Raw genomic sequence first — 21,449 nt, 5'->3', positions numbered from 1 at the left:
CTCCCGGGCGGCGCAGGATCGCGCAGACGTCCGGACCGCGTCCGGGTCCACCACCGAGCGCGTGCGCCTGCGCCGTGCCCGCACCTCCGACATCCCGGAGATCAAGCGACTCATCGACATCTACGCGGGCCGGATCCTGCTCGAGAAGAATCTCGTGACCCTCTACGAGGCGGTCCAGGAGTTCTGGGTCGCCGAGGTCGACGGTGTCGTCGCCGGCTGCGGCGCGCTGCACGTGCTGTGGGCGGATCTCGGCGAGATCCGCACGGTCGCCGTCGATCCGTCGGTCAAGGGCCACGGCGTGGGCCACCTCATCGTGTCCCGGTTGATCGACGTCGCCCGCGAACTGCAGCTCTCCCGCATCTTCGTGCTCACCTTCGAGGTGCCGTTCTTCGCCCGCCACGGGTTCTCCGAGATCGACGGGACCCCGGTCACCGCCGAGGTCTACGCGGAGATGTGTCGCTCGTACGACACCGGTGTCGCCGAGTTCCTCGATCTCAGCTACGTCAAGCCGAACACTCTCGGCAACACCCGCATGCTGCTCACGCTCTAGATCACCCACCACCCGCTCACACCGCAGGAGAACATCGATGGCCCATTTCCTCGTCAACTACACGTACTCGTCGGCCACCGCCGAGGGACGCGACCGCGTCCGCGCCGAGCACCGCGACTGGCTGCGGGATCTGCTCGCCCGCGACATCGTGGTGGTGGCGGGACCGTACGCGGACGACAGCGGCGCGACCATCATCGTCAAGGGTGAGAGTGCGGACCAGGTGGGCACGCTGTTCGCCGAGGACCCGTTCGCGGTGGAGAAGCTCGTCGACGCCGTGGCGATCCAGGAGTGGAAGCCGGTGATGGGCGTCCTCGCGGAGTGACCCGCCCTCCGGCACCCACCGGACACACGAACAGCCCGGCACCTCTCGGTGCCGGGCTGTTCTCGTGCGGGACGGATCAGCGCGAGTCGCGCTCGGTGTCCGTGACGCCGGTCGACGTGGTACCGGTCGAGGCGGCCGTGGTGTCGTCGCCGAGGACCGGGCTTCCGGTCTCGCCGTCCTTCACCGCGGGCTTCGCGTCGCCGCGGGTCTTGAGCAGGCTGGCCACGGTGGTGACGATCAGGATGCCCATGATGACACTGAGCGACACTCCGGTGCTGATCTCGGGGACCGACAGGTTCTCGCCGCCGTTGATGAAGCCGAGCTCGTTCTCGTGGAGCGCGTGGAGGACGAGCTTGACGCCGATGAACGCCAGTACCAGGGACAGGCCGTAGGACAGGTAGACCAGGCGATCGAGCAGTCCGCCGATCAGGAAGTACAACTGGCGCAGACCCATGAGGGCGAACGCGTTGGCCGTGAAGACGATGTACGGCTCGGTGGTGAGACCGTAGATCGCCGGGATCGAGTCCAACGCGAACAGGATGTCGGTGAAACCGATGACGACCAGGGCCAGCAGCATCGGGGTGACCACGCGCTTGCCGTCGATCTTCACCGTCAGACGATCACCGTGGTACTCGTCCGTGGTGGGGAGGATCTTCTTGGCGAACTTCATGATCTTGGTGTCCTGCTGGACCTCGTTCTCCTCCTCTTCCCCGGCCTCCTTGATGAGCTTGTAGGCCGTGTAGATGAGGAACGCACCGAAGAGGTAGAAGACCCAGCTGAAGTTGTTGATGGCCGCGGCACCGAGGGCGATGAAGCCACCGCGCATCACGAGCGCCATCACGATGCCGATGAGCAGCACCTTCTGCTGGTACTGACGCGGTACGGCGAACGTCGTCATGATGATGAGGAAGACGAACAGGTTGTCGACGCTGAGCGCCTTCTCGGTGACGTACCCGGCGAAGTACTCACCGCCGTAGGTCGCGCCGTACTGCCAGAACACGATTCCGCCGAAGATGATGGCGATCGTGATGTAGACGACGGACCACGTCGCCGATTCCTTGAAGGTCGGCTCGTGGGGGGTCTTCACGTGAGCGAAGAAGTCGAAGACGAAGAGTCCCAGGATCACCACGATGGTGACGATCCAGACTGTGGACGAGACATTCATGTGAGCAACTACCTCCGGTAGTCCATGGGTGGGCTCCGGAGGTCTCTCCCACAGAACCAGTGATGATGTCTCGTGTGACCACTGTGTCTGCCGATGACCCGGATCGAGGCAGGGCTCGATCGTGCTGACGGGTCCTTCGCAAGCTGGGGATACTCCCCTCCTGAGAACAACCATGCCACAGCCCCGGCCGTATGGAGGCACGCAAAGGGTAATGCACAGGTAAAACTCAGCTAGCGTGAGAGTCAATTCACAACGGGGCCACCGTCACTCGTCCGGATTGTCCGACTCTCCCGGATCCCCGCCCTTGATCGACCACAGCAGCCCGTCCAACTCGTCGGGCTTGACCAGGACGTCGCGGGCCTTCGATCCCTCGCTCGGGCCGACCACGCCGCGCGTCTCCATCAGGTCCATGAGCCTGCCGGCCTTGGCGAAGCCGACGCGCAACTTGCGCTGCAGCATGGACGTCGAGCCGAACTGACTCGTCACGACGAGTTCGACGGCTTGGAGCAGCACGTCGAGATCGTCGCCGATGTCGGCGTCGACGTCCTTCTTCTCCGCGGCCTTCTGCGCGGTGACGCCCTCCTGGTACTCCGGCTCCGCCTGGTTCTTGGCGAAGTCGACGACCGCGGTGATCTCCTCGTCGGTGATGAAGGCGCCCTGCAGACGGGTGGGCTTGCCCGCGCCCATCGGCAGGAACAGGGCGTCGCCCATACCGATGAGCTTCTCCGCACCCTGCTGATCCAGGATGACGCGGGAGTCGGTCAGCGACGACGTGGCGAACGCGAGCCTGGACGGGACGTTGGTCTTGATCAGGCCCGTGACGACGTCGACGGACGGGCGCTGGGTCGCGAGCACGAGGTGGATGCCGGCCGCGCGCGCCTTCTGCGTGATGCGGACGATCGCCTCCTCCACGTCCCGCGGCGCGGTCATCATCAGGTCCGCGAGCTCGTCGACGATCGCGAGGATGTACGGGTAGGGCTTGTAGACGCGCTCGCTGCCGAGCGGTGCGGTGATCTCGCCCGACTTCACCTTCTTGTTGAAGTCGTCGACGTGGCGCACCCTGTTTGCCTGCATGTCCTGGTAGCGCTGCTCCATCTCCTCGACCAGCCAGGCGAGGGCCGCGGCAGCCTTCTTCGGCTGCGTGATGATCGGCGTGATGAGGTGCGGGATCCCCTCGTACGGGGTCAGCTCGACCATCTTGGGGTCGATGAGGATCATCCGGACCTCCTCCGGCGTCGCCCGCGCGAGCAACGACACCAGCATGGAGTTGACGAAGCTCGACTTGCCCGAGCCGGTGGAGCCCGCCACCAGGAGGTGCGGCATCTTCGCGAGGTTGGCGCTGACGAAGTCGCCCTCGATGTCCTTGCCGAGGCCGATGACCAGAGGATGGTGATCCTTGCGGGTCGAGGGCGCCGTCAGCACGTCGGCCAGGCGGACCATCTCGCGGTCGGAGTTGGGCACCTCGATGCCTACCGCCGACTTGCCGGGGATGGGGGCCAGCAGACGCACGTTGTCGGTGGCCACCGCATACGCGATGTTGCGGGCGAGCGCCGTGATCTTCTCGACCTTGACGCCCGGTCCGAGCTCGACCTCGTAGCGCGTGACCGTCGGTCCGCGGGTGAAGCCGGTGACGGCGGCGTCGATCTTGAACTGCTCGAGGACCTCGGAGATCGCCTCGATCATCGCGTCGTTCGCCTGGCTGCGCGTCTTCGGCGGGTCGCCGTCGATCAGCAGGGACAGCGAGGGCAGGACGTAGTCGCCGTCGACGACGCGGTCCACGACGAGTTTGTCGTCCTCCTTCGGCTTCGGCGGAGTCGCCGCGACGACCGGAGCGGGCTTCGGCGTCGGCTCGACCACCGGTTCCTTCGCACGCGTGCGGACGGGCGGCGGCACCGGCACGTACTCGGTGGGAGCGTCGTCCACCGGTGCCGACTCCTCCACCGGGTACGCGTCGGCCGGCGCGGACGATCGGCGGCGGCGCGACCTCGCCGGCTTCTCGTCGACCGGGTAGCCGTCGGCGTCGAACAGAGCCGGGTCGTACTCGTCGTACGAGGAGCCGTAGCCCGCGGAGTCGTACCCGTCCGGTGCGAAGTCACCGAGGTGCGACTCCTCCTCCCAGTCCTCGTAGTCGCTGTACTCGTCGCCGCGGTTCGCCGTACCGAACAGGGTCCGCAGACGCGCGGGGATGTCGCGCACGGTCGTCCCGGTGAGGAGAAGGACGCCGAACAGGACCGCGAGCAGGAGCAGCGGCACGGCGAGCCAGACGGTGACCCCGCTGCTGAGCGGACCGCCGACGACGAAGCCGACGAAGCCGCCGCCGGACGCACGCCCGGCCAGGTCGTCCGGTGATCCGGAACCCAGATGCCAGAGTCCGAGCATCGGCAGGCCGACGAGCAGAGACCCGAGGACGAGCCGGGGGCGGTCGTCGGGAGCGGGTTCGGTCCGCATCAGGGCTACGGCGACGCCGATGCCGAGCAGCGGCAGCAGGATGGCCGCGCTGCCGACGACGGCGCGCAGCCCGATCTCGATCCACTCCCCGACCGGGCCACCGGCCGAGAACCAGAGACCGGCGGCGACGACCACGCTGACCGCGAGGCACCCGAGGGCGATGCCGTCGCGGCGGTGGCCGTGTTCGATGTCGGCGGCCTTGCCGACGGTGCGAGTGGTGGCACCGAGTCCGCGCGCGGCGAGGCCCCACCCCTTGCCGATGCCGCGACCCACGGAGTTCAGGGCCGCGCGACCGGGCGAGATCGTGCGCTTGGGGGCGCTGCGAGGTCGGGCTCCGGACGACGACCGTGCGGTACCGGACGAGCGAGTCGCCGGGGTGCGCCCGGTGGACGACCGCGGGGCGGTGGGCTTGCGCGGCGTCGTGACCGTCCGCCCGCGTCCGGTGGAGGCACCACTCGTGCCGGTGCCTGCCTTGCTCGATCCGGCCGCGCCGGATCGGGACGCGCGCGTACTCGTCTTGCCTGCCATACCCGTCAGGCTAGTCGGTCGACCCCATCCGGACCATCCGCAACACCAGTAACAGCTCGCCCGCTCTTACACGCCGCGGTCGAGGCCCTTCACCGCGGCGACGTCCGCCTGGTCGCCGTCGAACTCCAGCACCACCGCATCGCGGCCGAACGCGTGCAGCACCAACTCCGACGGCTCCCCGCGCAGCGCCACCCGGCGCGAGGCCGACTTCTTCCCGAACGTGCGCCGACGACCGTCCGGGGTCTCCACGTCCACGGCCACGGGGGCTCCCCTGTAGGCGACACGGCCGAGCAGACCCAGCAGACCCCACAGGGCGGTCTGCATCTCGGCGCTCAGTTCTCGCGGAGTCGGTGCGGATCCGTCGGCCCGCCGGACGTCCTCGTGGTGGACGAACATCTCCCCGAGGTTGATCTGCGCGTCGAGGAGCTTGTACGGCGACCACACCGGAGGTCCCGTGCGCACGTCGTCGACGAGGCCCACCCACTCCCCCGCGGCGACCGAGTCCTGCACGCGGCGCGTGTACCCCGCCAGCGGCGGCAGGAAGATGCCCGGAGCCGCATCCAGGCGGCGTTCGCGGATCACCAGATGCGCCGCGAGATCCCGGACGGTCCAGTCACCGCACAGGGTGAGAGCGTCCGGACCGACCTTCGCCATCGTGTCGGCCAGTTCCAGACGTTCGTCGTGCGCAAGGCTCATGACACACGAATCTAGCCGTGTCGTACGGTCGCCGGTGTGCCCGTCTCCGAAATAGTCCTCGTGCTGCTCGCGGGGTTCGCCGCCGGTGGCATCAACGCCGTCGTCGGGTCAGGAACGCTCATCACGTTCCCCACTCTCATCGCCTTCGGTTACCCACCCGTCACGGCGACCATGAGCAATGCGATCGGACTGGTGGCAGGCAGCGCCTCCGGCGCATGGGGCTACCGACGCGAACTACGCGGCCAGTGGTCGCGGTTGCGATGGCAGCTCCCCGGATCGCTGCTCGGCGGCGTGCTCGGTGCCTGGCTCCTGCAGCACCTGCCCGAGAAGACCTTCACCGCCGTGGTTCCGGTGCTGCTGATCCTGGCGCTGGTCCTGGTGGTCACCGGCCCCCGCATCCAGGCCTGGGCACAGAAGCGCTCCGAGCCGGACACCGCCGCCGGGATCGGCCGCGGACGCTTCGTGCTGCTGGTGATCGGGACGTTCGCCGTGGGTGTCTACGGCGGCTACTTCACCGCGGCCCAGGGCATTCTGCTGATGGGCGTCATGGGAGCGTTGCTGCCGGAGAACATCCAGCGCATGAACGCGGCCAAGAATCTGCTGTCGCTCGTGGTCAACGTCGTGGCGGCGGCATCGTTCATCATCTTCGCCTTCGACCGGATCAGTTGGGCGGCAGCCGGTCTCATCGCCGTCAGCTCCCTGATGGGCGGCGCGGTGGGAGCACGGTACGGCCGGCGTCTGTCACCGCGGGTGCTGCGTGCCTGCATCGTCCTGCTGGGCCTCGTCGGTCTGTACAACCTGCTCGCCTAGCCGGCCGACGACGGGGCGAGAGACACGACAGGCCGGCGCCGGGGTGTCCCCGGGGCCGGCCTGTCGAGTGCGACCGTGTCAGCTCGGCGTGACCTCGAGCACGGTCGGCACGATCATCGGCTTGCGGCGGTACTTGTCCGCCACCCAGCGACCGACGATGCGGCGGACCGACTGCGCGATGCGGTGCGTGTCCCGCACACCCTCGCCGGCGAGACGCACCAACTCCGCCTCGACCAGCTGCGCCGCTTCCTTCAGTGCCGCGGGATCGTCGGAGAAGCCGCGACCCGAGACCTCGGGAGTGCCGACGGACTTGCCGGTGGTGGTGTCCACGGCCATGGTGATGGCGATGAAGCCGCCCTCACCGAGGACGAGGCGGTCGGACAACGTCGAGTCGCCCACGTCGCCGACGGACAGGCCGTCGACGTACACGTGGCCCACCGGCACCTGGCCGACGATCTCGGCGAGGCCGTCGACCATGTCCACGACGACGCCGTCCTCGGCCAGCACCACGCGCTCCTCCGGCACACCCGTCGACACCGCGAGAGCGGCATTGGCGCGCAGGTGCCGCCACTCGCCGTGCACGGGCATCGCGTTGGTGGGACGGACCGCGTTGTAGAGGTACAGCAGCTCGCCGGCCGACGCGTGGCCGGAGACGTGCACCTTGGCGCTCTGCTGCGTGACCACCTTGGCGCCACGCTTCGCGAGCCCGTTGACGACGGCGAACACGGAGTTCTCGTTGCCGGGGATCAGCGACGACGCGAGGACGACCAGGTCGTCGGCACGGATGTTGATCTGACGATGCTCACCCCGCGCCATCCGGGACAGCGCGGAGAGCGGCTCGCCCTGCGAGCCGGTGGAGACCAGGACCAGCTTGTCGTCCGCGAGCTTCGTCGCGGTGTCCATGTCGACCTCGACACCCGAGGGCACTGTCAGGTACCCGAGCTCCTGGGCGATGGCCATGTTGCGCACCATCGACCGCCCGACGAAGGCGACCTTGCGGTTGTAGCGGTGTGCGACGTCGATGACCTGCTGGATGCGGTGCACGTGGCTCGCGAACGACGCGACGATCACGCGGTTCCTGGCCTTGCCGATGACCGTGTCCAGGACACCGCCGATCTCACGCTCGGGCGTGACGAATCCGGGCACCTCGGCGTTGGTGGAGTCCACCAGGAAGAGGTCGACACCCTCGTCGCCGAGTCGCGAGAACCCGCCGAGATCGGTCAGGCGGCCGTCGAGCGGCAGCTGGTCGAGCTTGATGTCGCCGGTGTGCAGCGCGACACCGGCATCGGTACGGATGGCGACGGCGAGCGCGTCGGGGATCGAGTGGTTGACCGCGAAGTACTCGAGCTCGAACGGTCCATGGTTCGTGCTCTCGCCCTCGCGCACCTCGACGAGCTTCGGCTTCTGGCGGTGCTCACGGCACTTCGCCGCCAGCAGCGCCAACGTGAACTTGGAGCCGATGACCGGGATGTCCGGGCGCAGGCGCAGCAGGAACGGCACGGCACCGATGTGGTCCTCGTGACCGTGGGTGAGCACCAGGGCGACCACGTCGTCCATCCGGTTCTCGATGTGACGGAAGTCCGGGAGGATCAGGTCGACACCGGGCTGTGCGTCCTCGGGGAAGAGCACACCGCAGTCGACGATGAGCAGCTTGCCCTTGTGCTCGAAGACCGTCATGTTGCGGCCGATCTCGCCGATGCCGCCGAGGGCGACGACGCGGAGACCGTTCTTCGGTGCCTTGGGCGGCGCTCCGAGTCGCTGCGTCTTGTCCACGACCGTGCGCGCATCGGGTCGCTGGATGGCAGCGGAGTTCTGCGGGGTGCGCGCGGGACGCGACCGAGGACCGCGGCCCCCACCCGAGCCCGAGTTGCCGTTCGACGATCGCGAGCCGCCCGACTGGCGGTCGCGGCCGGTCGGCGCGTCCTTCACGGGCGCCTCCTTCACGGGAGCGGCTTTCGCCGGCGCCTGCGCCGCGGGGGCGTCCTGCACGGGCGCGGCCTCGGCCTTCGGTGCGGGAGGAGCGGGCTGCTGTTCCTGCGGAGGAAGTTCCGCGGGCGGTCCGGCACTACGGGTGGCACTGCGCCGCCTGGGCGGTCGAGTCATCAAAGAACTCCTGCACGGTGAAGATCGGCTGCCAGAGCATCGATCTGATCGGTGGACGGTGGAACTTGCGGCAGACGGGGCTCCCCCACGTCGATGCCGAGAAGACGAAGGCCCGCCTTGGAGCCCGTGACGCCGCCGAGTCGGGCGAACGACCGCACGATCGGGAGCAGACCGACGTTGATGGCCTGCGCTGCGGCGATGTCGCCCGCGGCCCAGGCGGAGTGGAGATCCCGGAGCTTGCCGGGCACGAGGTGCCCGATGACGCTGACGAAGCCGACGGCCCCGACGGACAGCCAGGGCAGATTGAGCGGGTCGTCGCCCGAGAAGTACTCGAGACCGGTCGAGGCGATGAGTTCGGCTCCCGCGGCGAGGTCGCCCTTCGCGTCCTTGACGGCGAGGATGCGCGGATGATCGGCGAGGCGACGCAACGTCTCCGTCTCGATCGGCACCACCGAGCGGGGCGGGATGTCGTACAGCATGACGGGCAGATCGGTCGAGTCGGCCACGGCGACGAAGTGGGCGTACAGGCCGGCCTGCGGCGGGCGCGAGTAGTACGGGGTGACGACGAGCAGTCCGTGTGCCCCGGCGTCGGCGGCGGCACGAGCAAGTTCGATGCTGTGCGCGGTGTCGTTGGTACCGGCGCCGGCGACGATGCGAGCGCGATCTCCGACGGCAGCGACCACGGCGCGCAGCAGGTCGGCCTTCTCGCGATCCGTCGTGGTCGGCGACTCGCCCGTCGTTCCCGAGATCACGAGGCTGTCGCACCCGCTCGAGACCAGATGCGCGGCCAGTGCGACGGAGGCGTCGATGTCGAGAGCACCGTCCGGAGTGAACGGTGTCACCATCGCGACGGAGACGGCACCGAACGGCGAGGGCGTGCTGCTCGTCTGCACTCGTGCCGCAGTGTCGACAGTCCCCGCAGCGTCGACAGTCCTCGCGGTGTCACCGATGGTCATGGTCAGGAAGGTTACCCGGTCCCCGTCCGGCCGCCGGACCCCCACGACCCGCGCCGCCTATTCCCCCGCGTACGAACTCCTGGCGACTTCCGTTCCGTCGGCCAGTGTCTCGATCTCGAAGTCGGCGAAGACGTCGGGTGCGACCTCGACGAGGCGCCGCAGGCAGGCCACCGCGAGCCGTCGGATCTCGAGATCCGCGTGCTCGGAGGCCCGCATGGTGACGAAATGCCGCCACGACCGGTAGTTCCCGGTCATCACCAGGCGCGTCTCCACGGCGTTCGGGAGCACCGAGCGCGCGGCCTGCCGCGCCTGCTTCCCGGCGACGACCGCAGGCGAGTCCGCACCGGTCTCCGATTCGAGTGCGGACAGCAACGCGTCGTACGCGGCACGGGACGAGTCGGTCGCATTCTGGAACAACTCACGCAACGTCGCGTCGGACTCGAGAGCTGGAGGCACGACCATCAGCGCGTCGCGTTCGGACACCGAACGCTGGGAGAGCTGCGAGAAGGAGAAGTGGCGGTGCCGGATCAACTCGTGACTGCAGGAGCGTGAGATGCCGGTGATGTAGAAACTCGCGGACGCGTGCTCGAACACCGACCAGTTCCCCACGGCCAGTAGATGGTTGAGATACCCGGCGTTGGTCGCGGTGCGCGGATTGGGCTTCGACCAGCTCTGGTAGCAGGCCCGGCCGGCGAACTCGACCAACGCCTGACCGCCGTCGGCGTCGGTCTCCCACGGCACCTCCGACGGAGGGGTGAAGGACGTCGCGGCCACGAGCTGAACGGACAACGGGGCACCGGCTCGATGCTCTGACACTGGACGCTGGGACATTCGACACAGACTATGGGGTGGCGGAGTCATCGAGAGACGGCGCGTACCTCGCGGCCCAGGTCGGCCGCGAGATCACCACGGTCACCGACCACGACGTCGGCCACGTCCAGCCATCGCGCCATCTCCGTCACCGACGCGGCCAGCGCCGCCGCCACCTCGCCACGGCGGCCGCGGGCGTCGACGGAGGGCTCGGTGAACGCACCGGGCACCGTGAGCACTCCGGCGGAGCGATCGACCCGGATGTCGACGCGGGCGACGAGCTCGTCGTGCAGCAGGAACGGGAAGACGTAGTACCCGTACGTCCGCTTCGGCTCGGGCGTGTAGATCTCGATGCGGTAGTGGAAGTCGAAGAGACGCTCGGTGCGCGGACGCCCGAAGATCAGCGGATCGAACGGGCACAGCAGTGCGGCCGACTCGACCGACCGCGGTACCCGGGTGTCCCGATGCAGGAAAGCCTGATCCCGCCACCCGGTCACGGTCACGGGCACCAGCACGCCCGCGTCCACCAGGTCGGCCACGGCCCGAGTGGTCTGGGCCGCCGACAGCCGGTAGTGATCGCGCAGGTCGGCCGCCGTGGCGACCCCCATCGCCTCGGCCGACTTCTCGACGAGCTGACGCACCGCGTCCACCTCGTCCACCCGTCGCGACACGACGTCCGGGGGCAGCACGCGCTCGGCGAGGTCGTACAGCCTCGTGAACCGTTCCCGCCGCGGTACCGACAACACGCCGCCGGCGAAGAGCTGTTCGCACACCACCTTGACGTCACTGTGGTCCCACCACGGCCCCTTGGGGCCGGGTCTCCGGCGATCCAACAGAACTTCGAGCTCTCGCGCGGTGACGGGCCCCTGGTCGCGGATCGCGTCGAGCACGTCCTCCACCAGTCCGGGACTGCGCGCAGCGACCCTCGCGGCGCCGCCCCACCGACCGTGCTCGTACTGATCCATCCGCCACCGCATCAGCGGCCAGTCGGCGACGGGCAGGAATGCCGCCTCGTGCGCCCAGTACTCGACGAGCAGGCGCGGCGATCGCGCCGTGTCGGTCCACGCCGCATCGTCGAGAGCCTGGCGATCGTACGGACCGACCCGACTGAACACCGGCGCGTAGTGGGCCCGCACCGCCGCGGACACCGAATCGATCTGCAGCAACTTCGTCGAGCGCACCACACCCGCCACCGCGCGCCTGCCGGAGACCGCACCGGACCGCGCTCGACCGAAGCCCTGGGCCGCGACGGCCGTGCGACGCGCTGCCGCCGCGGACAGCTCACGCATGGGCACCGCCCGCGTTCGTCCGGGCGTGGGTCACTCCGGCGTCGACGACGGACACCAGGAGCAGCACCGCACCGACGGCGCCCACCGCCGTGAGTCGTTCGTCCAGCAGGATCACTGCCAGGACGGTACCGGTGAGAGGTTCGAGGAGTGCGACGACCGCCGCCGTCGACGCCGCCGCGGTCCGCAGTCCGCGGAAGTACGCGCTGTAGGCCACAGCCGTCGGGACGAGGGCGAAGCTGAGCACGAGGAGAATGCTCGTCACCGACACGACCGGGAGCAGCGCCGTGCGGTCCGTGGCTGTCGCTGCCACCGCGAGCAGCGCCCCGCCCAGCACGAACGACCATCCGGTGACGACGGTGTCGTCGCCCTGCGCGGCATGTCGACGACCGACGAGGGTCATCGTCGCGAACGCACTGCCCGACACCACCGCCAGAGCGCCGCCCACGACGGTGGACCGCAGATCGCCGTCGGCCGGGGAACCGACGAGCAGCCCGAGCCCCGCGACACCGACGACGACGGTCCGCACGACGGCACCCGCCGGGCGGCGACGTGCCGTCAGCGACTCCACGAGGACGACCACCACGGGAGCCGACCCGATGGTCACCAGGGTCGCGGCCGCCACGCCCGCCGTGACGGTGGCCGCGAAGTAGGCACCCTGGAAGACCGCGGCGAGTGTTCCGATGACGGCGATGCGACGCCACACAGGTCGGCCGCGCGGCAGGACACCCCCGGTCGCGGCCACGACCGCGAGGAGCATCAGCCCGCCGAGGCCGAGCCGGTACGCGGCGACCGCGGTGGACGGGAGGTCCGCGGAGCGACCCAGCGCGGTTCCGAGAACACCGCCGGTCCCCCACAGCACGGCGGCGACGACGAGCAACGCCACACCGGATCGCGGGTACTGCACCGGCAGCCTCCTCACCCTCACGTGTCCAGCGACCGTAGCGCCGGTGGACAGTGCTGCTCACTCCGGCGTAGCGTGCGTAACAGTACAAGCGTACTGTTTGCCGGCCCGTCGAAGGAGCCATCATGTGGAGCCCGTCCGACTACCTCACCTTCGCCGACGAGCGCACCCGTCCGTTCCGCGAACTGATCGCACGCATCTCTGTCGGGAGTCCCCGGCGCGTCGCCGATCTCGGCTGCGGCCCGGGCAATGCGACGGCGTTGCTCGCGCACCGCTGGCCGGACGCCGCCGTCGAGGCGTCGGACAACTCGCCGGACATGGTCGCGGCCGCGCGCGCTGCCGGTCTGGACGCCACCGTGCTCGACGTGCGGGACTGGGTGCCGTCCTCCGACACCGACGTCGTCGTCTCCAACGCGACTCTGCAGTGGGTGCCCGAACACCGGGAACTGCTGGCGCGCTGGCCCGGCCAGTTGCCGGACGGTGCCGTGATCGCCGTCCAGATGCCCGGCAACTTCGATGCACCGTCGCACCGCATCATCCGGGACCTCGCGACATCGGACGCCTGGGCACCGCGACTTCCCACTCTCGAGCTGCGGCACGCGAACGCCGTGGACGATCCCGAGCAGTACGCCGATCTGCTGGCCGCCCGGGGTTGCGCCGTGGACGCCTGGGAGACCACGTACGTCCAGCAACTCCGTGGTGCCCGGCCCGTTCTCGACTGGGTCTCCGGCACCGCTCTCACCCCGATCTTCGACCTCCTCGACGAGAAGGGTCGGGACGAGTTCCGCGACGACCTCGCTCCGTTGTTGGCCGACGCCTACCCGGCACGATCCGACGGGACCACCTTCTTCCCGTTCCGACGCGTCTTCGTCGTCGCGGTGGTGCGGAACGGCTGACGAGCAGGACGGTGCGGCCGGACGGATACTCTCGAATCATGCTTCGGTCGGCGCTCGTTCCCCTGATCCTGTCGGCCGCCCTCCTCGCCGGGGGCTGCGGCAGGGCCGTCGAGGGACGTCCGACGGCCGACGCGTGGGTGCCCACCGCCGACAATCCCGACCCCTCTCTCGCGCTCGACGGCATCGAGGTGGTCGACTACCCGCCCGCCTACCACGTACTGCCGAACTACCGTGTGGCGTACGCCTTCTCACCGCCGATGGGTGGTCGACACGACAACGCGTGGGCGACGTGCACCGGCGTGGTCTATCCGGAGGCCGTGCGCACCGAGAACATGGTGCACTCCCTCGAACACGGTGCCGTGTGGATCGCATACGATCCCGAAGCGCTCGACGACGGCGAGATCGCAGCGCTGGCCGCGCGGGTGGAGGGCGAGCCGTACCTGATGATGTCGCCGTATCCGGGCATGGATCGCCGGATCTCGCTGCAGTCGTGGGGGCATCGCCTGGCAGTGGAGAGCAGCGACGACGAGCGCATCGACCGTTTCGTCTCGGCACTGCGCCTGAATCCGAACACTTTCCCGGAGCCCGGCGCGACGTGCGCGACCCTGCCCACCACGTTCGACACGGCGAACCCGCCGGCGTTCGTCGAGAGCGCGCCGGATCCCGCATCCCCGCTGACCCTTCCGGAGTGATCAGGCAGGCATGATCGTCGCGGCCACCGTGCCACCGAGTTCGACGAGCCGTTCCCGCGCAGCGGCGTCGAACCCGGTCACCTCGACGGGCACCGCGGCCGGCTCGAGGCCCCATCCGCTCACGATGCTCGTCAGTGCGCGCACCGCGCCCGCAGTGTCGTTGTTGCCGTACACCCAGGCGCCCCAAGGCTTTCCGTTCATCGACCCGAGCGTCGGGTAGTACACCGTGTCGAGGAAATGCTTGAGAGCACCGGACATGTACCCGAAGTTCGCGGGAGTGCCGAGGAGGATGCCGTCCGCGTCGACCACGTCGGCGATCGTGGCACCCAGGGCCGGGCGCACCCGGACGTCGACACCCTCGATGTCGGGATCCCGCGCCCCGGCCAGCACCGCCTCGAGCATCTCCGCCATGGGCGGCGACACCGTGTGGTGCACCACCAGCAGGACGGTCACGCGCTCTCGGTGCGCTCGAGTTCCACGGCGCGCCGCATGATCTCGCGTGCGCGCCCGCGATCGCCCGCGTAGTCGTACGCACGGGCGAGACGGTAGTTCGTGCGCCAGTCGTCGGGCGACTTCTCGTACTCCGCCTTGACGTCCGCGAAGAGCGAATCCGCCGCGCCGCGCTCGATGCGCCCCGACGGCATGCGCGGAAGGTCGTCGACGTCCAGCTCGAGATTCTCGTCGTGGATCCGACGGGCCAGGTGCTGGTGCCGAAAACCCGCCCGCAGCGTCGCCGCCACGATCCACAGGCCCAGCAGCGGAAGGATCAGCACACCGATACCCAGCCCGATGTTCACCGGACCGCCGAGCTGGATGAAGTCGATCCCCCGCCCGCCCAGGATGACGAAGTAGACGCCGAGAACCAACACCATCACGGCGATGATCGCGACCACCCGCGAATACTTGCTCACTCCGACCGTCCTCCGGACTTACCGCTGCTCATCACAGATCCATCAGCGGTTCGATGCCCAACGTCAACCCGGGCCGCGCCGCGATGGACCGGACGCCCAGCAGCACACCGGGAGTGAAGGAGGTGCGGTCGATCGAGTCGTGCCGGATGGTGAGAGTCTCGCCCTGCGTTCCCAGGAGCACCTCCTGGTGCGCCACCAGACCGGCGAGGCGCACGGAGTGCACACGCACTCCGTCGACGTCGGCGCCGCGCGCACCGTCGAGTTCGGTGGTGGTCGCGTCGGGACTCGGGCCCACTCCCGCCGCGCGCCGCGCGTCCGCGATGAGCGCCGCCGTGCGGTACGCGGTGCCGGACGGCGCGTCCGCCTTGTTCGGGTGGTGCAGCTCGATCACCTCGACCGAGTCGAAGAAGCGTGCCGCCTGCTGCGCGAACGCCATCGACAGCACGGCGCCGATGGCGAAGTTGGGAGCGATGAGCACTCCGGTCGCGGGCGAGTCCGCGAGCCAGGACCGCACCTGATCGAGTCGCTCGTCGTCGAACCCGGTGGTGCCCACGACGGCATGGATCCCGGCGCCGATCAGGTACTGCAGGTTGTCCATGACGACACTGGGATGGGTGAAGTCGACCACGACCTGCGCGCCGTTCTCAGCGAACGTCTCGAGCCGGTCGTCCTTGTCCACGCGAGCAACGAGCTCCGTGTCGGCCGCGGCCTCGACGGCCTCGCACACCGCCTGGCCGACCTTGCCGGCCGCGCCGAGTACTCCGACACGTATCGCCTCTGTCACCTGTTCACCCCTCACCTGGAACTGTCGGGGACAGCCTAGTGGTCGAACTCGATGACCTGACGAATCGCCTTGCCGTCCGCCAGTTCGTCCATCGCCCGGTTGATCCCGTCGAGCGTGATGCGTGAGGACACCAGTTTCTCCACCGGGAAGCGGCCCTCGCGCCACATCTGCTCGTACGTCGGAATGTCCCGTTCGGGAACGGCGGACCCGAGGTAGCTCCCGACGATGGTCCGCGCCTCGGCCACGAGCGTGAGGGGCGAGATCGACGCTCGGGCGTCCGGCGACGGCAGGCCCACTGTCACGGTGGTGCCGCCCGGAGCAGTGGCAGCGAGAGCGGTCTCGAAGGCGCGCGCGTTGCCGGCGGCCTCCACGACGATCTGGGCACGTACGCCGGACTCGGCCAGTTCCTGCGGGGTGTACACGGACGTGGCGCCCAACTCGCGGGCCGTCTCCAGCTTCTCCGGCATCGAATCGACCCCGATGACGTCGCCCAGTCCGAGCGAGGCCGCGGTGAGCACCGCGGCCATGCCCACTCCGCCGAGCCCCACCACCATGATGGTGTCGCCCTCGGTGGGGGACGCGGCGTTCAGCAGTGCGCCGCCGCCGGTGAGCACCGCGCACCCGAGCACCGCGGCGACGGCCGGCGGGACGTCGTCGCCCACGGGCACCACCGACCGGCGGTCCACCACCGTGTGCGTCGCGAAACCGGACACCCCGAGGTGGTGCTTGATCTCGACGCCGTCGCGGCGCAGCCGCACGTCTCCGCCGAGCAGAGTGCCGGCGTTGTTGGCCGCGCTGCCGGGGATGCACGGTGTGCGCCCGTTCGACCGGCACCCCGAGCACTCACCGCATCGAGGCAGGAAGGTCATCACCACGCGCGTGCCGAGCGCGAGATCGACCCCCGGGCCGACGCCCTCGACGATGCCCGCGGCCTCGTGCCCCAACAGCATCGGGACGGGGCGCACGCGGTTGCCGTCGACCACCGACAGATCGGAATGGCACAGCCCCGCCGCCTCGATGCGTACGAGGATCTCCCCCTCGCCGGGAGGATCGAGCTCGAGCTCGGACACCGTCAGGGGACGCGACTCCGCGAACGGCCGCGAACGGCCGATCTCATCCAGGACAGCTCCGCGAATCTTCATGCCGCCACGTTAACCCGGCGGCGTCGGCGGTTGCGGCACTCTGGGATTGAGAAGATGCGCGACCAGCGCGGTCCAGCCGGTCTGATGGCTGGCGCCGAGCCCCTCTCCGGTGTCCCCGTCGAAGTACTCGCTGAAGGTCGGATGCTCCGACCACAGCGGATCGTCCGAGGACTCGATGCGATCGCCGTCCGACGGCCGACCGGATCCGCGCACGCGGAACAGGTCCGCGAGGCCGTTCTCGATGATCTCGGCGGCCTCGACCAGGGTGCGCTGCACGCCGGACCCGGTGGGGATCTCGATGGTGAACGTGTCGCCGAAGTAGCGACCGTAGGCGCGGAGCTTGTCGGCGAGCAGCACGTTGACGGGGAACCACACCGGGCCGCGCCAGTTCGAGTTCCCGCCGAACATCGACGTGCGGGACTCCCCCGGCTCGTACTCGATGGACAGTGATCGGCCCTCGACCTCCATCGTGACGCCGTCGCGGTAGGACGCGGACAGCGACCGGATACCGAAGGACGACAGGAACTCGTCGCTGTCGAACATGCGCTCGAGGATGCGCCGCAGCCGATCGGGATCCACGAGGGCGAGGAGCATGCGCCAGGTCCCGTTGTCGTTGCGCGACATCATCGGGGACACCAGATCCGGTCTCCGGTGCTGCAACCACCGCAAGCGAGACGTCAGGTCCGGACACTCCTTCGGCACCCACGACGGGATCTCGGTGGCCCCCAGGATCGGCAGGAGGCCCACCATCGAGCGCACCCGCAGCGGCACCGCGTCACCGTGCGGTGGGGCGAGGACGTCGTAGAAGAATCCGTCCTCCTCGTGCCACAGCGACATCTGCGCCGACCCGAAGGATCCCACGGCCTCCGCGATGGACAGGAAGTGCGCGAAGAACTTCGTCGCGACGTCGTCCCAGGCGGAGTCGTGGCGTGCCAGTTCGATCGCGATCTTGAACATCTGCTGGCAGTAGAACGCCATCCAACTGGTCGCGTCGGACTGCTCGAGTCGGAAACCGGGAGGCAGTGGCTCCGAGCGGTTGAACATCCCGATGTTGTCCATCCCGAGGAAGCCGCCCTCGAAGATGTTGGAGCCGCCCGCGTCCTTGCGGTTGACCCACCACGAGAAGTTCAACAACAGCTTGGTGAACACCCGGACCAGGAACTCACGGTCGCGGTGTCCGTCGATGCGGTAGACCTGCCACACCGCCCACGCGTGGACCGGCGGGTTGACGTCTCCGAACTCCCACTCGTACGCGGGCAGTTGACCGTTGGGGTGCATCGCCCACTCGCGACACATGAGCACGAGCTGTTCCTTGGCGAAGTCCGGGTCGACGTGCGCCAGCGGGATGGTGTGGAAGGCGAGATCCCATGCGGCGAACCACGGGTACTCCCACTCGTCCGGCATGGAGACGACGTCCGCGAGCGAGAAGTGCGACCAGGCATGGTTGCGGGCGGTCGCGTCGAGTCGCGACTGCGGCGCCGACGCTCCCACCGGATCACCCTGCGCCCACTCGCGTACGTCGTAGCGGTAGAGCTGTTTGCACCACAGCAGGCCGGCGTAGGCGCGCCGTGCGACGTGGCGGTCGGCCGCGGACAGATCCGGGCCGATGACGTGGTCGTAGAACTGGTCCGCCTCGTACCGTCGGTCGGCGAGGACCGCGTCGAAGCCGGGGCCGAACGTGAACGAGTCCGGCACCGCGGTGCTCAACCGGAGACGGATGCTGCGGGTCTCGCCGGGCGCCACGTCGTCGAGCGAATACCAGAACGCACTCTTCGTCCCCGTGCCGTCCGGATTGACGGCCGACTCGTCGCCCTCGACGATGCGCCGCCCGATGCCGTCCTTCGTCCAGGCCGAGAGGTTCTCCGCGGCGCCGAACAGCTCCACCGCATTGGTCTCGTTGTCGCAGAACAGCACTCGCGCATCACCCTGAGCGGCGAGGTGGTACCGGCCGAGAAAACCGTGCTCCGCACGCACCACGGCCATGTCACCGGGAAGCGCGTCCGCCGTGACGTCGACGATGGAGGCGGTGCGATCGTCGCGCCCCCAGGACCACGTGTTGCGCAACCACAGATGCGGCACCACGTCGACCGATGCGGCCTCGGGCCCGTGATTGGTGACGTCGACGACGATGCACACGTCGTCCGGCGACGCCTTGGCGTAGGTGACGACCACGTCGAAGAACCGGTTCTCGTCCAGCACCCCGGTGTCGGCCAGTTCGAACTCGCGGTCCATGCGCGTGCGCGCGCGGCTCGCCTCACGCAGCCCCTCGTAGGGGTACTCGGCCTGCGGGTAGCGGTAGAGCCAGGTCATCCAGCTGTGGGTGGGCGTTCCGTCGAGCGCCCACCAGTACTCCTTGGCGTCCTCGCCGTGATTGCCCTCACCGTTGGTGAGTCCGAACAGCCGCTCCTTGAGGATCGGATCGCGCCGGTTCCACAGGGCCACCGAGAAATTGAGGAAGCCGAAGCGGTCGCAGATGCCCCCGAGGCCGTCCTCGCCCCATCGGTAGGCGCGCGAGCGGGCGTGGTCGAAGGGGAAGGACTCCCAGGCGTTACCGTCCTCGGAGTAGTCCTCGCGCACGGTGCCCCACTGACGGCCCGCGAGATACGGGCCCCAGGTACGCCAGGCGCTCTGTGCTCCGGGCGATTCGGCGAGCCGAGAGTGCTCGACGGTCGGGTGTGCAGGCTGATCTGCGGCGTCGGTCACCGCCACAGTGTGCCCCGACGGACGCGGACGTGCATCGCACCGGAGGCCCGGGCGTCACACCGCCGCGGGAAATCCCCGTCCGGGCGCGCTGACGGTGCAGCCGGTGACCAGACCGGCCAGAAGTCCGACGAGACCCGCGACCGAGGCCGACGGGTGGGACAGGTCGAAGAGAGTGCCCGGCGCGAGACCCGCACGGACGGCGAGATCGGACACCGACGCGGCCAACTCCTCGTGCGTGACGGTGACGCGTCCGGTCGTGCCCGGACCGAGCGCGACGAGGGCGGGCCGCCAGGCGTCGAGTGCGGTGGGCCGGCCGGCTTCGGTGAGACCCTGATCCCAGGCGGGCGACTCCCACCAGACACCCTCGTGATCCACGACGGCGTCGCGACGAGCATCGAACGTCACCGACGCGGCCGGTACGGCACCGACGGCCGCGCAGGCGTGCGCGCGGAGCACGTCGGGAAGTTCGGCGTCGACGGCGAACAGGGGATGCCCGGAGGCGAGGACGGCCAGGACGGAGGTGACCGCGTCGACCGAGCCGTCGGCGAGTACGGCGAGCGGGACGCGGTCGCGGGAGTGGGCACGGCGCAGCGCGGCTCCGCGGTTTCTGGCGGCCACGGCGAGCTCGCCGTAGGTGATCGAGTCGGCGGGTGAGACCAGCGCGAGACTCGACGGGTTCCGCCGCGCCACCGCGTCGATCGCGGCGACGATACCGCTCTGGAGCGCCGACGACGGCGGTGCGTCGAGCACGCCGCGCGGATGGAGACCGGTCATACCGCAACACCGCCAACTGCCGAGGAAACTATCGGCGATCAGGTCAAGGACTCCATAACCATACCTGAAGTATGTTTCCATTCGTAACACTCACCCCCGAGACTGTGAGAAGTCACGGTGTCAGTCGCCGCCGTATCCCAGCTTGCGGCTGATCTCGAGGGCCGCACTCATCGCGTCCGCCGCGACGGACGCGAAGTCGTCCGGTTCGAGCCGGTAGGCCGGACCCGAGACGCTGAGCGCAGCCACGACGTCCCCGGTGTGGTCACGCACGGGCGCGGACACCGCGTTCAGACCGATCTCGAGTTCCTCACGCACTGAGGCCCAGCCCCGCGAGCGCACCGCCTCGAGCTCCTGCTCCAGCGCGGTCGACGAGGTCACCGTGGTCTCCGTGAAGGAGTCCAACCGGGACGGGAGGCGCCGACGTACCTCGTCCCGCGACAGTCCGCTGAGGAGAATCTTCCCGCTCGACGTGGCGTGGACCGGGCTGCCCTGGCCCACCCACGTACGCAGCGCGACCTCGGACTCGGACCGAGCCTTGACGATGTTCACGGCGCGGTCCTCGTCGAGCACCGCGAGGTTGGTGGTCTCCCCCACCTTCTCGGCCAACATGTCGCAGATGCCCTGCGCTGCCTTCGCGAGGTCGCGTTCGGCCGTCGCGGACCCGGCGAGGCGGACGATGGTGAACCCCAGCCGGTACTTGCCCCGTTCACCCACCTGCTCCACGAAGCCGCGGGCGTCCAACACCCCCAGCAGCCGCGAGACGGTGGACTTGTGCACCCCGAGTTCGTCGGCGATGGCCGTGACACCGGCCGTCCCGAGTCGAGCGACGATCTCGAGGACCTCGAGAGCGCGGTCGACCGACTGCACCGCGGTACCGCGCGTCACCGCTCTGCCCGCGTCGTCGCCGTCGTCGGTGCCGGACGTGTCGGACACGGAGATCTCGGAAGAAGCCATGATGGTGTCCGATTC

20 protein-coding genes are annotated in these 21,449 nt (G+C 69.2%); 5 read left to right on the top strand and 15 right to left on the bottom strand.

Translation table 11 applies throughout. The features are described from left to right. Positions 1 to 67 precede the first annotated feature (67 nt). Entirely contained in the window at positions 68 to 550 is a 483-nt protein-coding gene (locus BR07_RS0108705) for an amino-acid N-acetyltransferase (RefSeq protein WP_027505117.1), read from the top strand. A gap of 37 nt (positions 551 to 587) precedes the next feature. Beyond that, a complete protein-coding gene (locus BR07_RS0108700) occupies positions 588 to 872 on the top strand; it encodes a YciI family protein (protein WP_027505116.1) in 285 nt (94 codons plus the stop codon). Positions 873 to 948: 76 nt separating this feature from the next. Here the strand turns inward: BR07_RS0108700 and BR07_RS23875 are convergent, their stop codons facing one another. From BR07_RS23875 to BR07_RS0108685, 3 genes are all read right to left on the bottom strand, one after another. Continuing rightward, complete coding sequence (locus BR07_RS23875; RefSeq protein WP_081821174.1) at positions 949 to 2,037, bottom strand: TerC family protein; 1,089 nt, start codon at positions 2,035 to 2,037, stop codon at positions 949 to 951. A gap of 264 nt (positions 2,038 to 2,301) precedes the next feature. Then, the gene (locus BR07_RS0108690; RefSeq protein WP_027505115.1) at positions 2,302 to 5,013 is read right to left on the bottom strand and encodes a DNA translocase FtsK; all 2,712 of its coding nucleotides are present in this window, start codon (positions 5,011 to 5,013) and stop codon (positions 2,302 to 2,304) included. Between the two features lie 66 nt (positions 5,014 to 5,079). Continuing rightward, a complete protein-coding gene (locus BR07_RS0108685) occupies positions 5,080 to 5,709 on the bottom strand; it encodes a TIGR03085 family metal-binding protein (RefSeq protein WP_027505114.1) in 630 nt (209 codons plus the stop codon). Positions 5,710 to 5,745: 36 nt separating this feature from the next. On the opposite strand from BR07_RS0108685, the gene BR07_RS0108680 reads away from it, so the two are divergent. After that, positions 5,746 to 6,519: a sulfite exporter TauE/SafE family protein gene (locus tag BR07_RS0108680; protein ID WP_027505113.1), complete on the top strand. Its 774-nt coding sequence runs from the start codon at positions 5,746 to 5,748 to the stop codon at positions 6,517 to 6,519. 78 nt (positions 6,520 to 6,597) lie between these two features. Here BR07_RS0108680 and BR07_RS0108675 read toward each other — a convergent pair whose 3' ends face one another. The 5 genes from BR07_RS0108675 to BR07_RS0108655 are packed head-to-tail and all read right to left on the bottom strand — an operon-like array spanning position 6,598 to position 12,581. Beyond that, the gene (locus tag BR07_RS0108675) at positions 6,598 to 8,622 is read right to left on the bottom strand and encodes a ribonuclease J (RefSeq protein WP_027505112.1); all 2,025 of its coding nucleotides are present in this window, start codon (positions 8,620 to 8,622) and stop codon (positions 6,598 to 6,600) included. After that, entirely contained in the window at positions 8,622 to 9,578 is a 957-nt protein-coding gene (gene dapA, locus BR07_RS0108670) for a 4-hydroxy-tetrahydrodipicolinate synthase (protein ID WP_081821173.1), read from the bottom strand. Before dapA ends, BR07_RS0108675 begins: the two co-directional genes overlap by 1 nt. 57 nt (positions 9,579 to 9,635) lie before the next feature. Next, positions 9,636 to 10,409, bottom strand: a complete 774-nt coding sequence (gene thyX, locus BR07_RS0108665) for an FAD-dependent thymidylate synthase (RefSeq protein ID WP_051613195.1) — start codon at positions 10,407 to 10,409, stop codon at positions 9,636 to 9,638. A gap of 26 nt (positions 10,410 to 10,435) precedes the next feature. Next, entirely contained in the window at positions 10,436 to 11,677 is a 1,242-nt protein-coding gene (locus tag BR07_RS0108660; RefSeq protein WP_027505109.1) for a winged helix-turn-helix domain-containing protein, read from the bottom strand. Beyond that, positions 11,670 to 12,581, bottom strand: a complete 912-nt coding sequence (locus tag BR07_RS0108655) for a DMT family transporter (RefSeq protein WP_027505108.1) — start codon at positions 12,579 to 12,581, stop codon at positions 11,670 to 11,672. Before BR07_RS0108655 ends, BR07_RS0108660 begins: the two co-directional genes overlap by 8 nt. Positions 12,582 to 12,703: 122 nt before the next feature. Here BR07_RS0108655 and BR07_RS0108650 point away from each other — a divergent pair, with 122 nt between their 5' ends. Both BR07_RS0108650 and BR07_RS0108645 read left to right on the top strand, forming a co-directional pair. Then, the gene (locus BR07_RS0108650; RefSeq protein WP_027505107.1) at positions 12,704 to 13,474 is read left to right on the top strand and encodes a trans-aconitate 2-methyltransferase; all 771 of its coding nucleotides are present in this window, start codon (positions 12,704 to 12,706) and stop codon (positions 13,472 to 13,474) included. A gap of 38 nt (positions 13,475 to 13,512) precedes the next feature. Beyond that, on the top strand, positions 13,513 to 14,166 hold the full coding sequence (locus BR07_RS0108645; protein WP_037185318.1) for a DUF3105 domain-containing protein: 654 nt from the start codon (positions 13,513 to 13,515) through the stop codon (positions 14,164 to 14,166). On the opposite strand, the gene BR07_RS0108640 is transcribed toward BR07_RS0108645, so the two are convergent. The 7 genes from BR07_RS0108640 to BR07_RS0108610 all read right to left on the bottom strand — a co-directional run bounded on the left by BR07_RS0108640 (position 14,167) and on the right by BR07_RS0108610 (position 21,434). Continuing rightward, positions 14,167 to 14,619, bottom strand: coding sequence for a flavodoxin family protein (locus BR07_RS0108640; protein ID WP_027505105.1), 453 nt, complete (start codon positions 14,617 to 14,619; stop codon positions 14,167 to 14,169). It abuts the gene before it with no gap. Continuing rightward, a complete protein-coding gene (locus BR07_RS0108635) occupies positions 14,616 to 15,038 on the bottom strand; it encodes a hypothetical protein (protein WP_197027766.1) in 423 nt (140 codons plus the stop codon). Before BR07_RS0108635 ends, BR07_RS0108640 begins: the two co-directional genes overlap by 4 nt. A gap of 70 nt (positions 15,039 to 15,108) precedes the next feature. Beyond that, positions 15,109 to 15,861: a 4-hydroxy-tetrahydrodipicolinate reductase gene (gene dapB / locus BR07_RS0108630; RefSeq protein ID WP_027505103.1), complete on the bottom strand. Its 753-nt coding sequence runs from the start codon at positions 15,859 to 15,861 to the stop codon at positions 15,109 to 15,111. 35 nt (positions 15,862 to 15,896) lie between these two features. Then, positions 15,897 to 17,003 carry a zinc-binding dehydrogenase gene (locus tag BR07_RS0108625; RefSeq protein WP_027505102.1) on the bottom strand — a complete coding sequence of 369 codons (1,107 nt, stop codon included), beginning with the start codon at positions 17,001 to 17,003 and terminating at the stop codon, positions 15,897 to 15,899. Positions 17,004 to 17,012: 9 nt separating this feature from the next. Next, the gene (locus BR07_RS0108620; RefSeq protein ID WP_027505101.1) at positions 17,013 to 19,706 is read right to left on the bottom strand and encodes an MGH1-like glycoside hydrolase domain-containing protein; all 2,694 of its coding nucleotides are present in this window, start codon (positions 19,704 to 19,706) and stop codon (positions 17,013 to 17,015) included. A 54-nt stretch (positions 19,707 to 19,760) separates the two neighbouring features. Then, positions 19,761 to 20,480, bottom strand: a complete 720-nt coding sequence (locus BR07_RS0108615) for an AMP-binding protein (RefSeq protein ID WP_027505100.1) — start codon at positions 20,478 to 20,480, stop codon at positions 19,761 to 19,763. Positions 20,481 to 20,600: 120 nt separating this feature from the next. Continuing rightward, entirely contained in the window at positions 20,601 to 21,434 is an 834-nt protein-coding gene (locus BR07_RS0108610; RefSeq protein WP_037185313.1) for an IclR family transcriptional regulator, read from the bottom strand. Positions 21,435 to 21,449: the final 15 nt, after the last annotated feature.

It is taken from the genome of Rhodococcus sp. UNC23MFCrub1.1 (assembly GCF_000686025.1).
Lineage (GTDB): Bacteria > Actinomycetota > Actinomycetes > Mycobacteriales > Mycobacteriaceae > Rhodococcoides.
Note: the sequence above shows the minus strand (reverse complement) of the source record. Positions and strands in the feature narration are given on the sequence as shown.

What these genes read in the sequence shown, in the direction of transcription:
- BR07_RS0108700 (WP_027505116.1), top strand. Translation starts at nt 588, where the DNA reads ATGGCCCATTTCCTCGTCAACTACACGTACTCGTCGGCCACCGCCGAG.
- BR07_RS23875 (WP_081821174.1), bottom strand. Translation starts at nt 2,037, where the DNA reads ATGAATGTCTCGTCCACAGTCTGGATCGTCACCATCGTGGTGATCCTG.
- BR07_RS0108690 (WP_027505115.1), bottom strand. Translation starts at nt 5,013, where the DNA reads ATGGCAGGCAAGACGAGTACGCGCGCGTCCCGATCCGGCGCGGCCGGA.
- BR07_RS0108685 (WP_027505114.1), bottom strand. Translation starts at nt 5,709, where the DNA reads ATGAGCCTTGCGCACGACGAACGTCTGGAACTGGCCGACACGATGGCG.
- BR07_RS0108675 (WP_027505112.1), bottom strand. Translation starts at nt 8,622, where the DNA reads ATGACTCGACCGCCCAGGCGGCGCAGTGCCACCCGTAGTGCCGGACCG.
- dapA (WP_081821173.1), bottom strand. Translation starts at nt 9,578, where the DNA reads ATGACCATCGGTGACACCGCGAGGACTGTCGACGCTGCGGGGACTGTC.
- thyX (WP_051613195.1), bottom strand. Translation starts at nt 10,409, where the DNA reads ATGTCCCAGCGTCCAGTGTCAGAGCATCGAGCCGGTGCCCCGTTGTCC.
- BR07_RS0108660 (WP_027505109.1), bottom strand. Translation starts at nt 11,677, where the DNA reads ATGCGTGAGCTGTCCGCGGCGGCAGCGCGTCGCACGGCCGTCGCGGCC.
- BR07_RS0108650 (WP_027505107.1), top strand. Translation starts at nt 12,704, where the DNA reads ATGTGGAGCCCGTCCGACTACCTCACCTTCGCCGACGAGCGCACCCGT.
- BR07_RS0108645 (WP_037185318.1), top strand. Translation starts at nt 13,513, where the DNA reads ATGCTTCGGTCGGCGCTCGTTCCCCTGATCCTGTCGGCCGCCCTCCTC.
- BR07_RS0108635 (WP_197027766.1), bottom strand. Translation starts at nt 15,038, where the DNA reads ATGGTGTTGGTTCTCGGCGTCTACTTCGTCATCCTGGGCGGGCGGGGG.
- BR07_RS0108625 (WP_027505102.1), bottom strand. Translation starts at nt 17,003, where the DNA reads ATGAAGATTCGCGGAGCTGTCCTGGATGAGATCGGCCGTTCGCGGCCG.
- BR07_RS0108615 (WP_027505100.1), bottom strand. Translation starts at nt 20,480, where the DNA reads ATGACCGGTCTCCATCCGCGCGGCGTGCTCGACGCACCGCCGTCGTCG.
- BR07_RS0108610 (WP_037185313.1), bottom strand. Translation starts at nt 21,434, where the DNA reads ATGGCTTCTTCCGAGATCTCCGTGTCCGACACGTCCGGCACCGACGAC.